Below are 15735 nucleotides of genomic sequence, written 5' to 3' on the forward strand. Positions count from 1 at the left end.
CGCGTTCGACCTCGCCCTGCCCGACGTCGACGCCGCCGCCGCGGACGTGGCCGCCGGCGCCGACCTGTGGGCCGCCTGCCGCCGCCGGCCCCGCGCCGACGTCGGCGCGCTCGCGCGGGTGCGCACCGCCCGGGCCGGCTGGGACGAGCTGGTGCTGCCCGCCCGGCAGACCGACCAGCTGCGCGCGCTCGCCGCCGCCGTCCGCCACCGCACCACCGTGCTCGACGCGTGGGGGTTCGGCGCCCGCTCCGACCGCGGCCGCGGTACCACCGCCCTGTTCGCCGGCGACAGCGGCACCGGCAAGACCTTCGCCGCCGAGGTGATCGCCCACGACCTCGACCTGGACCTCGTGCACGTGGATCTCTCCCAGGTGGTCGACAAGTACCTGGGTGAGACCGAGAAGCGTCTCGCCCGGCTCTTCGACGCGGCCGAGGACGGCGGCATGGTGCTCCTGTTCGACGAGGCGGACGCCCTGTTCGGCCGCCGCTCGGAGGTCAAGGACAGCCACGACCGGTACGCGAACGTCGAGGTCGGCTACCTGCTGCAGCGGCTCGAGGCGTTCGGCGGCCTCGCGATCCTCACCACCAACGCGCGCAGCGCCCTCGACCCCGCCTTCACGCGGCGCCTCGCCGTCGTCGTCGACTTCCCCTATCCCGACCGCGCCGCGCGCGAGCGCATGTGGGAGCAGAGCCTGCCGCCCGCGCTGCCCCGTGCGGACGTGTCGACCACGGCCCTCGCGGCCGCCGACCTGTCTGGCGGCGCCATCGCCGCCGCCGCGCTGCAGGCCGCCTACCTCGCCGCCGACGACGGCGGCGTGCTCACCGCCGACCACCTCGACCGCGCCGTGCGGTGGGAGCTGGCGAAGACGGGGCGGGTGGCGGGCGCACGCGTGCGATGACCGGCGTGCCGCCGGCGGGTGCGACTCCGCCGGGAACGTCAGCGTGGCCAGCGGACCCCGGGCAGGAGGGACCGGACGTAGTCGACCCAGCTCCGCGACTCCTGCGTCGCGAGCCCCGGGCCGAGGTGCGCCGTGATCTGTCCGGCGTGCCGCTGCATCTCCGACCGGGCGCCCGAGGACAGGGCGCTGCGGCCGGTCGTCTTCCAGTCGACCTCCAGGAAGACGTTCGCGGGACCCGAGAACAGGAGATCCGCCCGCGAACCGCCCAGGCCGCTCTGGATCGTGTACTCGGGGGCCACGGACCAGCCGAGGGGCAGCGCGCCGGGCGCCAGGGCGCGGGCCTCACGGGCCGCCGCCGCGTGGAAGAGCGTGCCGGCCAGCGCCCAGTTGCCGCTGTTCACCGCGGCGAGGAACCGCGCGTCCGTGACGACCGCCGCCGCGGCGCGGGTCCCGATCCCGTCGACGACCGAGAGCACCGGGTGCAGGGCCTGGGAGGGGAACGTCTGGGACATGATGTGCTCGAAGGCACGGGCGGAGACCTGGATCTCGGTCGCGCCGGCGATGCTCTGGCGTGCGGCCTGCCCGGCGGTCTCGGTGGCCGCGACGGATGCGGCCGCCGAGGCCAAGGGGGCGGTCGACGCCCGCTGGGCCGCCTCGGTCGTGGTGGATGCGACGGTCCGGGTCACGGCCTGCGTGGCCTGGCTCGTGACCTCTTCCCGGACCGCCTGGGTCGTCGCCTGGCTCACCACCTGTCGCTCGACCGCCTCGGTCGCCGCGTTGACGACCACGGTGGTGGTGGCGCGGCTCGCGACGCCGGCGAGGGCGGTCGGCGCCGCCTTCGCGGCGCTGATCATGGCCGCGGCGAGGGCGTTGCGGGCCGCCCGGCCGATGGCCTGGGAGAGGGCGCTGTGCACGGCCATGCCCGTGGGGCTCAGGGACAGCCCCTCGATCACGGTCGCGCCGATGTTGATCAGCGTGGCCTTCGTGATCACGTCGGAGATCTCGAGGAGGGCCTCCGCGGGGAGGTAGATCTCGGTCTTCGTGTCCCAGTCGGTCGAGCCGGTGATGTTCGGGGCGTACCAGGGGTTCTCGTAGAGGACGACCTTGACCACCGCCCACCGCGGCACGGTCATGCCCCCCACGAACGCGGACACGGGGAGCGTGCGGGTCTGGGCCCGGAAGTCCTGGTTGGAGAAGACATGGACCGGGATCTTCACGTGGACGTCCTCGCCGCTGCGGCGCGCTGTCAGCGGGGCGGCGCCGAAGCGGGTGGTCCGCACCGGGAAGGTGAGCACCGGACGCTTGCCGGCCTTCGCCTCCGCAAGCCGCTGCTCGAGGGTGGCCGGGTCCCGTTCGTCGACGAGGTGCTGCACCAGGTCGTCGGTCTCGGGGGTGCGGATCGCCCGGACCGGGCTGCGCTGCACCCGAGGGCGGCGCCGGCCGGTGCCCGCGTGCAAGGCGCCGGGACGGGTCTCCGCCCGTCGCGCCTCGGCCTCGGCCGCGGCGTCGTCCAGCGGCGAACCGGTCCGCTGCTGCACGACGTGGGCCAGCTCGTGGGCGATCAGGCGCCGGCCCTCGGCGGTGCCGGGTGCGTACGCGCCGCGGGCGAACCGGATCGTGTCGCCGTGGGTCCACGCGTGCGCGTCGAGCGCGGCGGCCGAGCTCGCGGCCCGGTCGTCCCCGAGCACGCGGACCGCGCTGAAGTCGTGACCGAACCGCGCACCGAACCAGTCCGCGGTGGCCGCGGGGAGCCGCTGTCCCTCGGCCGCGGGCCCGCCCGCACCGGCGACGCGCATGCCTCCGGCCCGCGGTCCTTCGGCGCGCGGACCTTCGACGGGCTCCCGCTCGTGCCGCGCCGCCGCCACGGTCACTTCTTCCGCTTCGCGACGCCGAACGCCTCCGCGAGCCCCGGCACGGTGCCGGACCGCGCGAACGCCACGAGGTCGAACGTCACCATGACCCGCACGTCGGGCGCGCCCGGCGCCTTCGGCCCCTCCGGCAGGGACTGCTTCTGCTGGCCGGGGCCCGCGTCGGTGGGGAAGAGCCGGGGCGCGGGGAGCAGGGACGGATAGGTCCCTCCCGACACGCTGAGGCCGGGCACCAGGCCGAGCCTTCCCGTGCCGCCGGCGAGCGTCAGGGACCGGGTCGCGGGGTCGTAGTCCCAGGTCAGGTCGGCGGTGAGGCTCAGGCCCTTCCAGCCGAGCAGGTCGCCGCCGAGCCGCAGCACGTCCGTGAGGTCGAAGCCTGTCCGGAACGTCCAGAGCTGCGGTCCGCCCGCGGCGCCGCTGGGCATCGAGTAGCTGAAGGTGGTGAGGGTGGCGTAGGGCAGGAGCCCGAGCGGCGCGGCGAGGTTCACGCCCGCGAGCACGCGGCGCCCGCCGGGATCGCTGAGCAGGGCGCCCGCGCCGAGCCCGACGGTGCCCACGCCGAACCCGACGAGCCCGGCCTTCTCACCCCCGCCGAGCGAGCCCCACTCGCGCGTGGCGCGGCCCCCGACGGCCCGGGTCACCGGCTCGACGAGCTCCTTCTTCACCTTCTCGTTCTTCGCCAGCTCGCCGCTGACGGTCCTGAGCCCGCCGGTGATGACGCCGACGGGGTCGTCCGCCGTCGACGCCGAGGGCGGGGTGGCGCCGTCGTCGGGCTGCGGGCCCGTCGCCGCCCGCCCGGCCACCCGCACCCGTCCTCCGGCGACGACACGGTCCGCCGCCTCGTGCGCGGCGTGCTCGCCGGAGCGGTCCGCCGCCGTGCCCGACGGCGCGCGGCCGGCCTGCTGCACCACGTGCGCCAGCTCGTGCGCGAGGAGGCGGCGCCCCTCGGCGCTCCCCGGCGCGTACGCCCCGGGCGCGACGTGGATGTCGCTGCCCTCGGTCAGGGCGCGGGCGCCGAGCGCCCCGGGACGCTCGTCGGTGTGCACGCGGACGGCGGAGAAGTCGTGGCCGAACGCGGCCTCCATCTCCCGGCGCGCCGGCAGGGGCAGCGGGGCGGCGGGCGTCGGGGCCGAGGCCTGGCGCGGAGCCCGGGCTGTGGTGGTGCGGGTCATGGTGCGTCCGCCCCGGGGTCCGGGGGGAGCGTGCCCGGACGCGGCCGGGAGGCGGCCCACGCCACCCACCGGCGACGCAGGGCGGGGCCCTGGCCCGGCGCGACCTCCACCTCGCCGTCGGGCCGGAGGTCGACGGCGAGGCCGTTGTAGCCGCCCTCCAGCGCGGAGTAGGAGACGCCCGACCGCAGGGTGAGGAGCACGTGCGCGAGGACGAACCGGTCCGGGTCGTCCAGGAGGTCGAGCAGCGTCGCCTCGTCGAGGGTCTCCGAGACGTCGACGGCCGGCAGCAGGCCGAACCTCGTGCCGGACCAGGAGACGGCGTCGTTCGTCGGCAGGGCGTTCATCGCGTCCTCCCCGGTCGTCTCCTGGTCGCCGGCGGGCGGACGACCCGCTGGACGTTCGTGATCCGGCCGTTCGAGGTGTCGAAGGTCGTGACGACGTCGACCTCTCGCCCGTCGGGGTACCGGTAGGTGGTGGTGACGCTGGCCGACGTCCCCTGACCCGGCGTCATGGGTGTCTCGCTCACCATCCTCGCGCCAAGCTGCTGCTCCTGGGCGGCGTACGCGGTCCGGTGGGCCTGGGCGAACGCCTCGCCGTGCACCTGCCGACGCTGCTGCTCGGTCAGCTCGTGGACGAGCTGCGTGGCGGCGCTGTCACCCGTGCGGGCCTCCGCCGGGTCGAAGCCGAAGCTGGTCACGTCGTCGAGATCGACCCGGGCCAGGTCGTAGGAGCCCACGACCACGCTCGCGTCCCCGGCGCGTCGTGACGTGTCGCCGTGGATGAAGTCGACCGTCGTGGTGGCCGAGTCGGCGATCATCGAGCGGAGCCGGGCGAGCAGCTCCGTCTGGCTCCGCGTCGGGGGCCCCGGGACGTCCGTGTCGACGATCGAGACCTCGCCGGACGCCGAGACCTGGACCCGGTGCTGCACCGTGACGATCCGGTTGACCATGTCGACGAAGTCCTGCGCCGAGCCCGTCGCGACGAGCTTGGCCTGGACCCGCGGGCCGGTGCGCGACTGCTGCCGCACGTGGGCGAGCTCGTGCGCGAGCAGGGCCCGCCCGCCGGGTGAACCGCGCCGGCCCGGCGCAAAGAGCACGTCGTTCCCGACGGTCACCGCCTCAGCGCCCAGACGGCCGGTCACCGCGTGGGCGGTCGCGTCGTCGTGCAGCCGGACGCGGGAGAAGTCGTGCCCCATGGCCGCGCCGAGCTCCCGGATCGTCGCGGCAGTGCCGACCGTCCCGACCTTCCCGACCGTCGCGTCCGTCCCGACCGTCGCGTCCGTCCCGACGGCCCGGCGGGCGTCGGCGTCGGCGGCGCGCTCCGACGCCTCCCGGTCGCGGCGTTCCCGCCCCGGGTCGGGAGCACGACGTGTGGACACCGGCATCGCGCTCACCCCTCCGGGTTCCCCGCTGCGCCGCGCGAGACGCGCACGCGCAGCACGCCGTCGGCGAGCAGCTCGGTGCCGAGCACGGTGTTGCGGCGCGCGTCGGCGGCCTCTTCGACGACGTCGAGCGTCACGCCCGCGTCGGTGGCGCGGCGCTCGACGAAGCCGAGGGTGCGGCCTGGCAGGTCGTCGAGGGGCAGCGGGGCCACCGGGCCGACGGGTGGGACCGGGCCGACGGGCGGGCGCGTGATCACGGGCACCTCAAGCATCGGGCGCAGCACGTCCGCCACGGCGGGGTCGAAGTGCGTCAGGTCGAGGCGGCCGCCGAAGTCCGGGCGGACGGGCCGGGCGCCGGCGTCGTCGGTGAACCAGAACCACGTCTCGAACCGACCGCCCGTCACCTCGTCGGTGCTGGGGAGCACGAGCCGGGTGCGGCCCTCGTCGTCCAGGACGGTGTCCGTGTGGCCGTTGAGGTGCAGCGACTCCAGCCCCTCGCGCCGGTCGCCCACCACGGCCCAGCCGTCGATCTGGAACCGCATCCGCAGCGGCATCGCGGGCTCGAACAGCGTGTGCGGCGGGAGCCGGCGCAGGGTGGTGATCACGTTCTTGAGAACGGCGTCGAGCGGGAGGTCGTCGCCCGGGCGGCCGGGGGACCAGATGATCAGCGGTCCGTCGGCGTTGGTCTGCCCGACGATCTCGATAGTGCGGCGCGCCCACACGCTGGTGCCGCCCCCGAAGGGCGCGGACTCCTGGCCCACCGGCCAGGGCAGCTCCAGCAGCAGCCGCACCACCGGCTTGCCCTGCACGCTCGACTGGTCCACGGGGGCGTCGAGCCCGACGGCGATGCCGGGGAAGTTCCCGCCGAGCTCGTCGAAGCCGTACACCTCGTCGTTGACCAGCTCGCGGCCCGAGAAGAACCGGACCTGCTTCACGTGGATCCCCGCCGTCCGCGTCCCGGGCGGGTCGAGCTGCGCGGTGACCTGGACCGTCGCCTCGTCGGAGTCCGGGAGCGCGACGGCGAGCACGTCGCTGCCCGAGTCGTCGAACGCGGGCTGCCACGCGAAGGCGGCGACTCCCGCCGCGTCGGCCGCCGCGACTGCCTCGGTGCCCGCGCCCGCCACCCCGGCGAGGGTCGCGGGGACCGGGGAGCCGTCGGGCAGCGGGAGGACGAGCGCGCCGTCGGTCGCGGTCGCGACGACCTTTGCTCCCTCGCCGGGACCGCACGGGCTGTCCGTCGCCACCCGCACGAGGCGCGGCACCGTCCGGCCCGCCGCGGCGACCTCCTGGCCGTCGCCCCCGAGCAGCGCCAACGACGGCGTCGTGGCGAGCCGGGCGAGCGCGTCCTGCACGGTCGGGGCGTCGGCGAACCCCGCGCACGCCGGCGACCACGCCACCTGGCTCGCGACCGACAGCCGCGCCGTCGTGACCACGTCGACGTCGGTCTCGGCGCCGTGGTCGTCCAGCCGGTGCGCGACGAGGGTCTGCGTGGTGGGCGCGCCCGCGGCCATGAACAGGGTCCAGAAGACGTCGGCGACGCCGTCGGCGTCGGTGCGCACGGAGACGTTGGAGGCGTTCGGCACCGGGTCGTCGGGGTTGCGCAGCAGCCCGCCGTCGGGCGCGGAGAAGAACACCTCGGCGCCCGCGACCGGCAGGCCGCCGTTGCGCACCACCACCCGCACCGGCTGGGGCAGCTCCGTGCCCGGCATCGCCTCCTGCCCGTCGCCGCCGACGAGGTCGATCGTGACCAGCCCGGTCAGGGGCGGGAACAGGTGCCGGCAGTCGCCCACCAGGGTCCAGCCGGCGGCCGTGCGGTCGAGCACGGCGAGCGGCGCCGTGCGGTGCACGGGCCCCAGCGGGGGCAGCGCCGTCGCGCCGGCGGCCGACCAGGGCCACTCGAGGGTGCCCCGGGTGGCCACCACGCCGTAGGCGAGGCGGGAGGTGCGGGCGGGCACCAGCCAGAAGTCGCCGACGGCGGGCTCGCCGCCGGCGGGGAACGCCACCTCGATGCCGCCCTCCAGCGCGGCGAACGCCGTGGACAGCGCCCGCGGTGGCGCCTCCCAGCGCCGCACCAGCGGGGTCGCCCCGACGTCGGCCAGGGACGCGGGGTGCCCCTCGGGCCAGGTGACGTGCAGCTCCCGGTCGGCCACCTGCGTCACCTGGCCGACCCACCCGGGCAGGCCCCGCACCTGGCGCTCGGGGCCGGTGACCTCGACCCAGCTGCCCTGGCCGATCGACAGCTCGTCGTCCCGGCCCGTGCGGTCGACGGTGAGGAGGCCGAGCGTCCCGGTGACGGGGGAGTCCTCGAGGCGCACGAGGCCCACCACCACCGAGCCGTTCTCCCGCGACCACAGGAACCGGGCGACCGCCCCGGCGACGTCGTGCACCTGGACCCGGTAGAGCTGGTTCTCCAGTCGCGTGTACCCGCCGCCGGCGGTGATCGAGCACGGGTCGTCGGACGCCGCGGCCTCCTGGAGGCGCACCCGCATCGTGCGCGGCGTGCGGGAGCCGGCGCCCGCCACGTCCGAGCAGACCTGGTCCGCGCCGGTCGCCGCGAGCCGCACCTGCCACACGGTCTGCGTCCGGAAGGCGGTGTCGGGGCCGCCGAGGGCGGACTCCAGCAGCGCGGGGCGCTCGTCGGCGGTGACGAGCCGGTCGGACACGTCCAGGTACGCCGCCCAGCGCCCGACGGCGGGTTCCGGCACCTCCAGGAACGGCTGGTCCGCCAGCGGCGCCGACGCCGCCGACTCCACGAGCGCGCCGTCCACCGTGTACCGCCCCGCGGTCACGACCAGGTCCGCCCAGGCCGCGTCCACCGGCGGCAGGCCGGTGCCGGCGTCCACGACGGCGAACGGTCCCGGGCCGCCGTCCAGCGGGGCGGGGCCGCCGGACGACCCGACGACGTCGGCGGTGCGCGCCTCGTCGTGGTGCGCGGCGATCGCGGCCTGCTCGTTCCACTCGGCGTCCAGCAGCACGCGGCCCTGCTGCATCAGCACCGAGCGGTAGCCCTGCGTCGGGTCGAAGGTCCAGCGGGTGAGGTCTGCGTGCATGGTCAGCTCCCGAACATCCCGATCTGCATGCCTGCCGGCAGGTACGGCGCGACGAGGCGGCGGGCCGCGTCCGTCCGCAGGGGACGGCGCAGGTGGTGGTGGGCGCCCATCTCGGCCCCGCCCTCGCCGCCGCGACGGATCGCGGCGGGCACGGTCGACGCGAGCGCGGGGTAGGCGGGCGACGCGGGGTCGAGGGACACGTACGACGGTGCGCCGACGACGGGGGCGCCGCTCGCGGCGTCGGACTCGGGGACGCACCGGAACCTGCGCGGCGCGCGCGAGCCCGGCCCGAGGTAGGAGAACCGGGCGCACCCGTGCTGACGGTCCACCACGGTCACGACGCCGTCGCACAGGCTCGACGTCACCTCCAGGACGCGGCACCCCACGGGGCCGAACAGCGTGGACCCCGCGAGCCGGGCGTGCGAGCCCTCGGCGGCGACGGCGGGCGCGGCGGGGTCGACGGGGCCGCCGCCGGCCGTCGTGAGCCGGGGGTCGACCACGCTGTCCGTGACGTCGAGCGCCGGCACGGTGCCGGCCAGCTCGATGCCGCCGAGCAGGCTGCGCCGCACGGTCACGCGCAGGGCGCGGTTCGCGCGGTCGGTGTCGGCGGGGTCGTCGGCGGGGTCGTCGGCGGGGTCGTCGTCCCCGGCGACGACGACGCGCCCTGCCACGGTGCACTGGCTGACGGTGAGCGACGCGAGCGCGCCCGCCTCGACGCGGACGTCGCCGATCACGACCAGGCCGTCCAGGAGCAGCGCGCTGCCCGTGCCTCCGGTCACCACGACGTCGCCGACGACGCGCGGGCGCAGGCCCTCCGCCGTGTAGACGCCGGGGACGGGCGCGGCGACGTCGCCGTTCAGCAGGGGCCGTGCGGCCCACTCGGCCGCGACGAGGACGAGCCGCGAGTCCGGCGGCACCTCGAGGACCACGTCGCCGGGGTGGTCCTCGCCGTCCGCGACGGAGACCACCCGGGTGCCGCCCGGCCGGGCCGCCGCGTCCGCGGCCCAGCCCGCGGCCACGGCGGCGACGCCGTCGGCGATCGTGACGACGGCGGGCGCGCCGGGCCCGCCCGGAACCCGGGCCTGGGCGTCGTACCGGTCGCGCCGCCCGCCGGTGGCGGCGAACGGGTCGTCGTCGCGGGCGGCCTCGTGCGCCGCCGACCGGTCGTAGGTGCCCGCTCCCAGGTCGGCCACCGCGCCCGCGGCATGGTCGACGTGGAAGGCGTGCGCGCCGTGCGCGGTGGGGTCGTAGGGGACGCCGTCCCGGTACGGCCGGAGGGCCCCCGCGACCGGGTCGACCATGACCTGCCAGCCGCCGAGCACCTGGGCCGGGTCGTCGTCGCCGAGGTCGTCCGGGGTGGCCGCGCCGACCGTGGCGAGGTCCTCCAGCCCGCACACGCGCACCCGGTACGGCGGCAGCGGGTCCGGGTCGTCGTCCACGCGGACCGCCACCGGCACCGGCATCAGCTCCTCGACCGGTGTCCCCGCGGACCACGCGGCGCGCGCGTCCGCGAGGAGCGCCAGCAGGCGGCGCGGGCGCAGCGGCACGGGCAGGTCCGCCTCGGCGGCCAGGTGCTCGATGGAGTCCTCCGCGGCCGGCGCGGCGAACCACGGGGCGGGCCGGTCGAGCGGGTGCGTGAGCCAGGCGTCGCCGACCCGTCGCGCCGGCGCGCCGCGCACCTCGCTCACCTGGGTGGAGAACGCGTGCACCCCGACGTGCGGGATGCCGTAGCGGCCGCGCCCCCCGGTGGGTCCGGGGGAGACGTGCCGCACCTCGCCCGTGTGCGTGAACCGCGTCAGCGCCGCGCCGGCCAGGGCCGGGGACTCCAGCTCCGCGAGGGCCGCGTGCCGCACCGAGCCGGTCGCCGGTCGCTCGGGGCGGGGGTGGTTGACGTGCGTCGTCGTGGTGAGCAGGCGGTAGTGCTCCACGGCCCGGGCGGGCCACCCCGTGACGTCGCGCACCACCTGCTCCAGCACGGCGACGGTGCCCTTGCGCTGCCGGTACGCGACCGTGTTCGCCACGACGCCGCGCCGGCTGACGCCCGCCCCCGAGCCGGTGCCCAGGTCGCCCGGCAGGCCCACCAGACCCACGAGGTCGGCCAGGTACGGCACGACCCACTCCGGCGCGGTCTCCACGAACCAGGACTCGTACAGCCGCTCGAGGTCGTCCTCGACGAGGGCGAGCTCGCCCGCGGCGGCGCCGAGCAGCCGCCGTAGGAGCCCGCCGCTCTCGGCGTCGCGCTCCATCACGTGGGCGGGCAGGAGCGACGCGAGGTAGGCGGTGCGCTCGTCGCGCCGGGCGTCGTCGACGGTCACGGCCGCACCCCCACGTCGGGCGTCAGGCGCAGCGCCTGGGCGGGGAGCACGGCCCGGGTCGCGGCGTCCCAGCGCGCGGCGGCGGTCACGAGCAGCGCGTCGTCGGAGCCCGGCAGCGCGGGCCCGGGCGGCGGCACCGCGAGCACCGGCATCGTCGCGGAGGCCACCCCGGGGACGGCCGCGACGACCACCAGCACCGCCGACGCGGCGAGCGGGGCGCCCAGCTCGAGCGCGCCGAGCCGGGCGCGCAGCGCGGCCTCGACGGCGGCGCGGACGTCGTCGGGCTCGTGCCGCGGGTCGACGTCCACCTCGACCCGCGCGACGGCGTCGACCACCTCGCCCGCCAGGACGAGCCGCGGCGCCCGCGTCTCGCGGGCGCCGTCGAGGGTCGCGCGCAGGTCGGCGACCAGGCCGGTCGAGGCGGGGCCGCCGTCGGCCGCCAGGACGGACACGACCACGGTCTCGACCCGCCCGTCCCAGACCAGGTCGGCGCGGGCCCGCCCCACCCCGGAGTAGCCGCGCGCGAAGTCCTCGTGGTCGGCCACCGACACCGCCCGGTCGAGCGTGCGGATGCGCTGCGGCGCGTTGGCCCGCGCCTGCTCCAGGTCCTCGGGGCCGGCCCAGTCGCGGGCGTCGGCGAGGTTCGCGACCTGCGCGATGCCGCGCGGCCGGCGCACGGGCAGCGACACCTGCCCCGGGGCCGCGGCGCCGTCGGGTCCGATGCCGACCCGGTAGGTGGCGCGCACGTTCTCGACGCCGGTGGGCAGGCGCGAACCGTGGACGCCGTCGCCGAACACGACCTCGGTGCCGCCGTCGGCGTCCTGCCGCACGACGTACGCCTGGTCGTGCGGGCCGGCGTCGTCGAGGGTCGGCACCTCGCGCCACGCGACGCCCTCGACGCGGACCTCGAGCGCCGCGACGGCGCCGGTGGCGGTGGTCGTGGAGCGCACGTAGGTCAGCGGCGGGCGCCGCAGCGCGAAGCGCGGGAACGCGACGCGGCCGTCGCCGCTGCCGAGCACCTGCTGCACGGTCTCGCCGTGGGTGGCGGGCGCCAGGTTGGCCCGGACCGTCACGGTGCCCGGGTGGTACGCGTGGGCCAGGGGCGGGTCGAGGACGAGGCGCTGGGTGCCGTCGGCCTGCGGCGTGACCGCGGTGACGGTGACGGTCTCCACGGCGGGGGTGCCGTCCTCGGACCGGCCGGTGACGGCGACGAGGCGGCCCGCGGGCAGCGGCGGGGCGGTGCCCGCGACGTCCAGCACCGTCGGGGTGCCGCCGGGCACGTCCCCGACGAGCCCGGCCCGCGGCATGAGGTCGGCGTGCAGGTCCTCGGAGACGGCGTGCACGGCGGCCCGTCGCCGGCCGAACTGCTCCAGCCCGTGCGGGACGTCGAGGCGCAGCCGCGTGAGCCGCCCCGACAGGCCGTACCGCGTGGCGCCGTCGGGCGTGACGTCCGTGACCTGGTAGGCCTCCACCGCGCCGAGCTGCTCCAGCACGACCCACGACCCGGCGACCACCTCGGGGTGGTCGCCGTCGAGCTCGACGACGCGCTCGCCGGCCGATGTGACGTCGAAGTCGCTCCACTCGGCGGCGTCGGGCACCCCGGGGGGCCGGGACTGCGCGCTGAACATCCGCGGGTCGGGGGCGTGGTGACCGAACAGGCTGAGGCGCTGCGCCATCCGGTGGACCCGCGGGTGCTGCCGCGCCGCCAGCTCCCGGCCCTCGCGGTACCCGATCCGGCGGTCCAGGGTGAGCCGGGTCCAGCCGTCGCGGAACGCCGGGGAGACGTCGACGGCGACCACCCGGCGGAAGTCCCACGTCTCGGTGGGGTCGCCGTGCGGGTCGGAGGCGCCGAGGCCGGCCCGCTCGTCGCCGACGACCAGGAGCCGGTCGTCCACCCGGACGCCCGGGGTGACGGTGTGCAGCCACACCTCACTGGTCCGGAAGCCGAAGGTCTGCGGCTCGGTGGCGACGGCCGGCACGGCGTTCCACCCCCGGTGCGCCTCCAGCGGTGCCGCGGTCTCGAAGGTCTGCGGGAGGGCGCCCGGGGCGGGCACCGTCTGCACGGGCGTCCCGGCGGGGACGAGCACCGTCTCGGGCGCGCCGGCCGCCGTCTCGACGTCGAAGGCGAGGTCGGCCCGCGCCGCCACGCCCGGACGCAGCTCGTAGCCCAGCGTGCGTGCGAGCTCGCGCACCGAGAGCGGCTCGGTCGCGGTGCGCAGGAACCCCTCCTGGGCGATCCGCTCGGTGTAGAACGAGACGACGTCGGTGACCACGGCCCACGTGTCGAGCAGGGCGCTCGCGGGGTCGTCGGGGCCCAGCGCGGGCAGGGCCTGCCGCATCCGGGCCAGCGCGGCCCCGTGCGGGGCGACCCGCCAGTGCAGCGCGTGCTGGCCGGGCGGGTTCTCGACGCCGACGCCACCGCCGTCGCAGGGGCACGCGTCGCCGGTGCCGGCGTCGCAGGCGCAGCTCATGACCCACCCCCCACGCGCACGACGACGTGGCCGGCCTCGGGGTCGTCGGGGTCGCTGTCGCAGCGCAGCAGCTCGCGCGGGGCGGCGCGCACGACGCCGGCGGCCAGGTCCGCGGCGGCCTGCGCGTCGGTGGCGCCGGCCCTCGAGAACCGTTCGAGCTCCACCCACGCCAGCCCGTCGACCGTCATGGCGGCGGCCACGACGTCCGACAGCCGCAGCGACTGCCCGAACGTGAACCGGTCGGGGTGGAAGAACCCCGGGCGGCCGTCGGGCCGGACCGCGGAGGAGAACACGTCGCGCAGGCGCAGCTCGACGTCCTCGCGCAGGTGCCCCGCCTCGGCGCAGCCCGTCAGCACGATCTCCAGCGGCACGTGCACGGGACGCTCGAGCTCCACGTCGACGCCCGCCATGCGGCGCACCTCGAGCACGGCCGTGACGTCGGCGCGCAGGGCGACGTCGTCCGCACGGGCCACCGGGTCGAGCGTGACCTCCTGGGCGTACCAGGAGCCCGTCCAGCGGCGCCGCGCCACGGCACGCTGCGTGCCCGGGTCCAGCTCGGCGACGGCGGCGTAGTCGGGCGAGGTGACCGCGCGCAGCTGCCGTCGGAACGCCGCCGGGGCGAGCTGGCGCACCCGTTCGAGGTCCTCGGGGTCCTCGCCGCCCGCGGACGGCAGCGGGTTCCAGACCGCGGGCGCGTCGCCCGGGATCGCGCGGCGGGGGTCGGCCGGCGGAAGGACGCGGACCAGCCTGTCCGCGGACACGTGGCCCGCCGTGCCCCCGCCCAGCCGGTAGGAGGCGACCACGGCGGAGGCGGGGGCGGGCCGCCGGCCGTTCGTCCCGTCGCCGAACCGCAGCCGCGCCACCCCGCCCTGCTCCGGCTCGACGACGACGTGCGCGTCGAGCCGCCCGCTGCCGACCAGGTCGGGCCGCGGGGTCCACTCCCGCAGCCCGTCCCACAGCGTGAGGGCGGCCGCGGCGCGGGTCGGGTCCGGGTGGGCCAGGGCGGCAGCCGAGGCCGACGCCGGCAGCCGCGGGTCGACGAACGCGAGGCCCGGGCGCCGCAGCCGCGGACGGTAGGCGCCCTGTGCGGGCGCCGCCGGGGCCGTGGGCGGCACGAGCGGGTCGGCGCGCACGCTCGCCCCGTGGTCGGCGACGACGACGTTGGCGAGGGCGACCGCGCGGACCGCGTCGGGGTCGCCCTCGCGGACCGTGAGCGGGCCGGGCAGGGCGTCGGCCGGCGACCACGCGAGCTCCCACACCGACCGCCCCGCCACGGCGTCGAGGTGGCGCCGCGCGTCGCGCACCAGGCGCACGGCGTAGCGCCGGTCGGGCGGGCCGCCGGCGGGGCTCCCGCCCGCGGGTTGCTCCGCGAGGACCAGCAGGTCGCCCGCCGCGAGTCCCGGGTCCTCGCCGACCGCCGTGGCGACGAAGGCGGCGGTGCTGCCGGCGGGCAGGCAGTGGTCGGCGTCGCCCCAGGCGTGCAGGGGCAGGGCGTTGCGCGAGCGCGTGGCGACGAGGTCCTGCGCGGTCTCGAACACGGTGGCGCCGGCGTCGGCCGCCTCCAGCGGCGAGCCTGCCGGGACCGCGGGGGGCAGGTCGCACACGGGTGTCCCGCGCGGGACCGGGACGTCGGCCGCGGTCGGGGTGGTGACGGCCAGCAGTGCGCGGGCGGCGCAGCCCTCGTGGACGGTGTAGCCGAGCAGACGCGCGTGCCGGCGCACCGAGGTGCGGCGGCGCGCGGTGCCGAGGTAGGCCTCGACGGCGACGGCGTCCTGCCAGGCGGCGAGGCGGTCGCCGACGGCCGCGAACAGCTCGACGAGCATGACGGCCGGGTCGGCCGGGTTGGTGTCGCCCCAGCCGGGCAGGAGGGTGGTGAGCCGGTCCAGGAGCCGGGTGCGCAGGGCCTCGTAGTCACGCGCGAGGTAGTCCCCGGGCAGCAGGTCCTCCGGCTGCGGGGCGCCTCCGGGGGAGGGCGCGCAGTCGAGATCGGTGGGGCAGTCCACGGTGAACGTGAACGGCGCGTCGGCCAGGGCGGCGTCGACGCCGGCGGGGGCGGCGGCCCCGGCCGGGTCGCCGGGGTCGACGAGCCGTACCCGGTAGGTGGACCAGTCGCCCGAGGAGGTCGTGCGCACCACGAGGGTGCGGCGGCGGGCGTCGTCGTCGGGGAGGCCGCCCGGGGCGCGCAGCGCCCGGTCGACGAGGGTGCGGTCGGCCGCGATGACGCCGGGGACGTCGGCGTCGGGCGCGGCGGGCTCCGTGCCCGTGCCCACCACCCGCGCGGCGGGGAAGGCCCACGAGACGCCCACGGGGTTGAGGGCCGGGTCGACGCGCACGCCGCCCGTCACAGTCACGTGCGCCGCGCCCCAGCTGCCCGGCACGGGGCCGTTGACGAGGCGGACCAGGAGGGTGCGCTGCTCGGGCGCCCCGGCGACGTGGCCCGGCGACCCGCGGTGGTTGGAGAGCACCTCGACGACGTCGATCCCGTCGACGCCCGCTCGGCCCCGCAGCAGCGCGCGCCGCGCCTCCAGGTCGACCGCGGCCGTCAGCAGCCCGCCCTCGCCGGTCACGGCGCACCCCCGG

The 15735-nt window shown here is 77.6% G+C and carries 9 protein-coding genes; 1 reads left to right on the plus strand and 8 read right to left on the minus strand.

Translation table 11 applies throughout. The features are described 5' to 3' along the window. On the plus strand, positions 1-898 hold an 898-nt coding region (locus ACFWDO_RS07790; RefSeq protein ID WP_380346881.1), incomplete at its 5' end, for an ATP-binding protein. A gap of 38 nt (positions 899-936) precedes the next feature. On the opposite strand, the gene ACFWDO_RS07795 is transcribed toward ACFWDO_RS07790, so the two are convergent. The 8 genes from ACFWDO_RS07795 to ACFWDO_RS07830 all read right to left on the minus strand — a co-directional run bounded on the left by ACFWDO_RS07795 (position 937) and on the right by ACFWDO_RS07830 (position 15722). After that, entirely contained in the window at positions 937-2694 is a 1758-nt protein-coding gene (locus tag ACFWDO_RS07795) for a DUF4157 domain-containing protein (RefSeq protein ID WP_380317268.1), read from the minus strand. A gap of 71 nt (positions 2695-2765) precedes the next feature. Next, the gene (locus tag ACFWDO_RS07800) at positions 2766-3938 is read right to left on the minus strand and encodes a DUF4157 domain-containing protein (RefSeq protein ID WP_380317265.1); all 1173 of its coding nucleotides are present in this window, start codon (positions 3936-3938) and stop codon (positions 2766-2768) included. Then, positions 3935-4282, minus strand: coding sequence for a hypothetical protein (locus ACFWDO_RS07805; protein WP_380317262.1), 348 nt, complete (start codon positions 4280-4282; stop codon positions 3935-3937). Before ACFWDO_RS07805 ends, ACFWDO_RS07800 begins: the two co-directional genes overlap by 4 nt. Further along, the gene (locus ACFWDO_RS07810; RefSeq protein ID WP_380317260.1) at positions 4279-5322 is read right to left on the minus strand and encodes a DUF4157 domain-containing protein; all 1044 of its coding nucleotides are present in this window, start codon (positions 5320-5322) and stop codon (positions 4279-4281) included. Before ACFWDO_RS07810 ends, ACFWDO_RS07805 begins: the two co-directional genes overlap by 4 nt. Positions 5323-5327: 5 nt before the next feature. Continuing rightward, positions 5328-8369, minus strand: a complete 3042-nt coding sequence (locus tag ACFWDO_RS07815) for a DUF6519 domain-containing protein (protein WP_380317257.1) — start codon at positions 8367-8369, stop codon at positions 5328-5330. 2 nt (positions 8370-8371) lie between these two features. Further along, the gene (locus ACFWDO_RS07820) at positions 8372-10684 is read right to left on the minus strand and encodes a hypothetical protein (RefSeq protein ID WP_380317254.1); all 2313 of its coding nucleotides are present in this window, start codon (positions 10682-10684) and stop codon (positions 8372-8374) included. Next, positions 10681-13155: a baseplate J/gp47 family protein gene (locus tag ACFWDO_RS07825; RefSeq protein ID WP_380317251.1), complete on the minus strand. Its 2475-nt coding sequence runs from the start codon at positions 13153-13155 to the stop codon at positions 10681-10683. The genes ACFWDO_RS07820 and ACFWDO_RS07825 overlap by 4 nt, the downstream gene beginning before the upstream one ends. Continuing rightward, positions 13152-15722, minus strand: coding sequence for a hypothetical protein (locus ACFWDO_RS07830; protein ID WP_380317248.1), 2571 nt, complete (start codon positions 15720-15722; stop codon positions 13152-13154). The genes ACFWDO_RS07825 and ACFWDO_RS07830 overlap by 4 nt, the downstream gene beginning before the upstream one ends. Between the last annotated feature and the right edge of the window lie 13 nt (positions 15723-15735).

The sequence above is a fragment of the Isoptericola sp. NPDC060185 genome (assembly GCF_042728595.1).
Taxonomy (GTDB): Bacteria; Actinomycetota; Actinomycetes; order Actinomycetales; family Cellulomonadaceae; genus Isoptericola.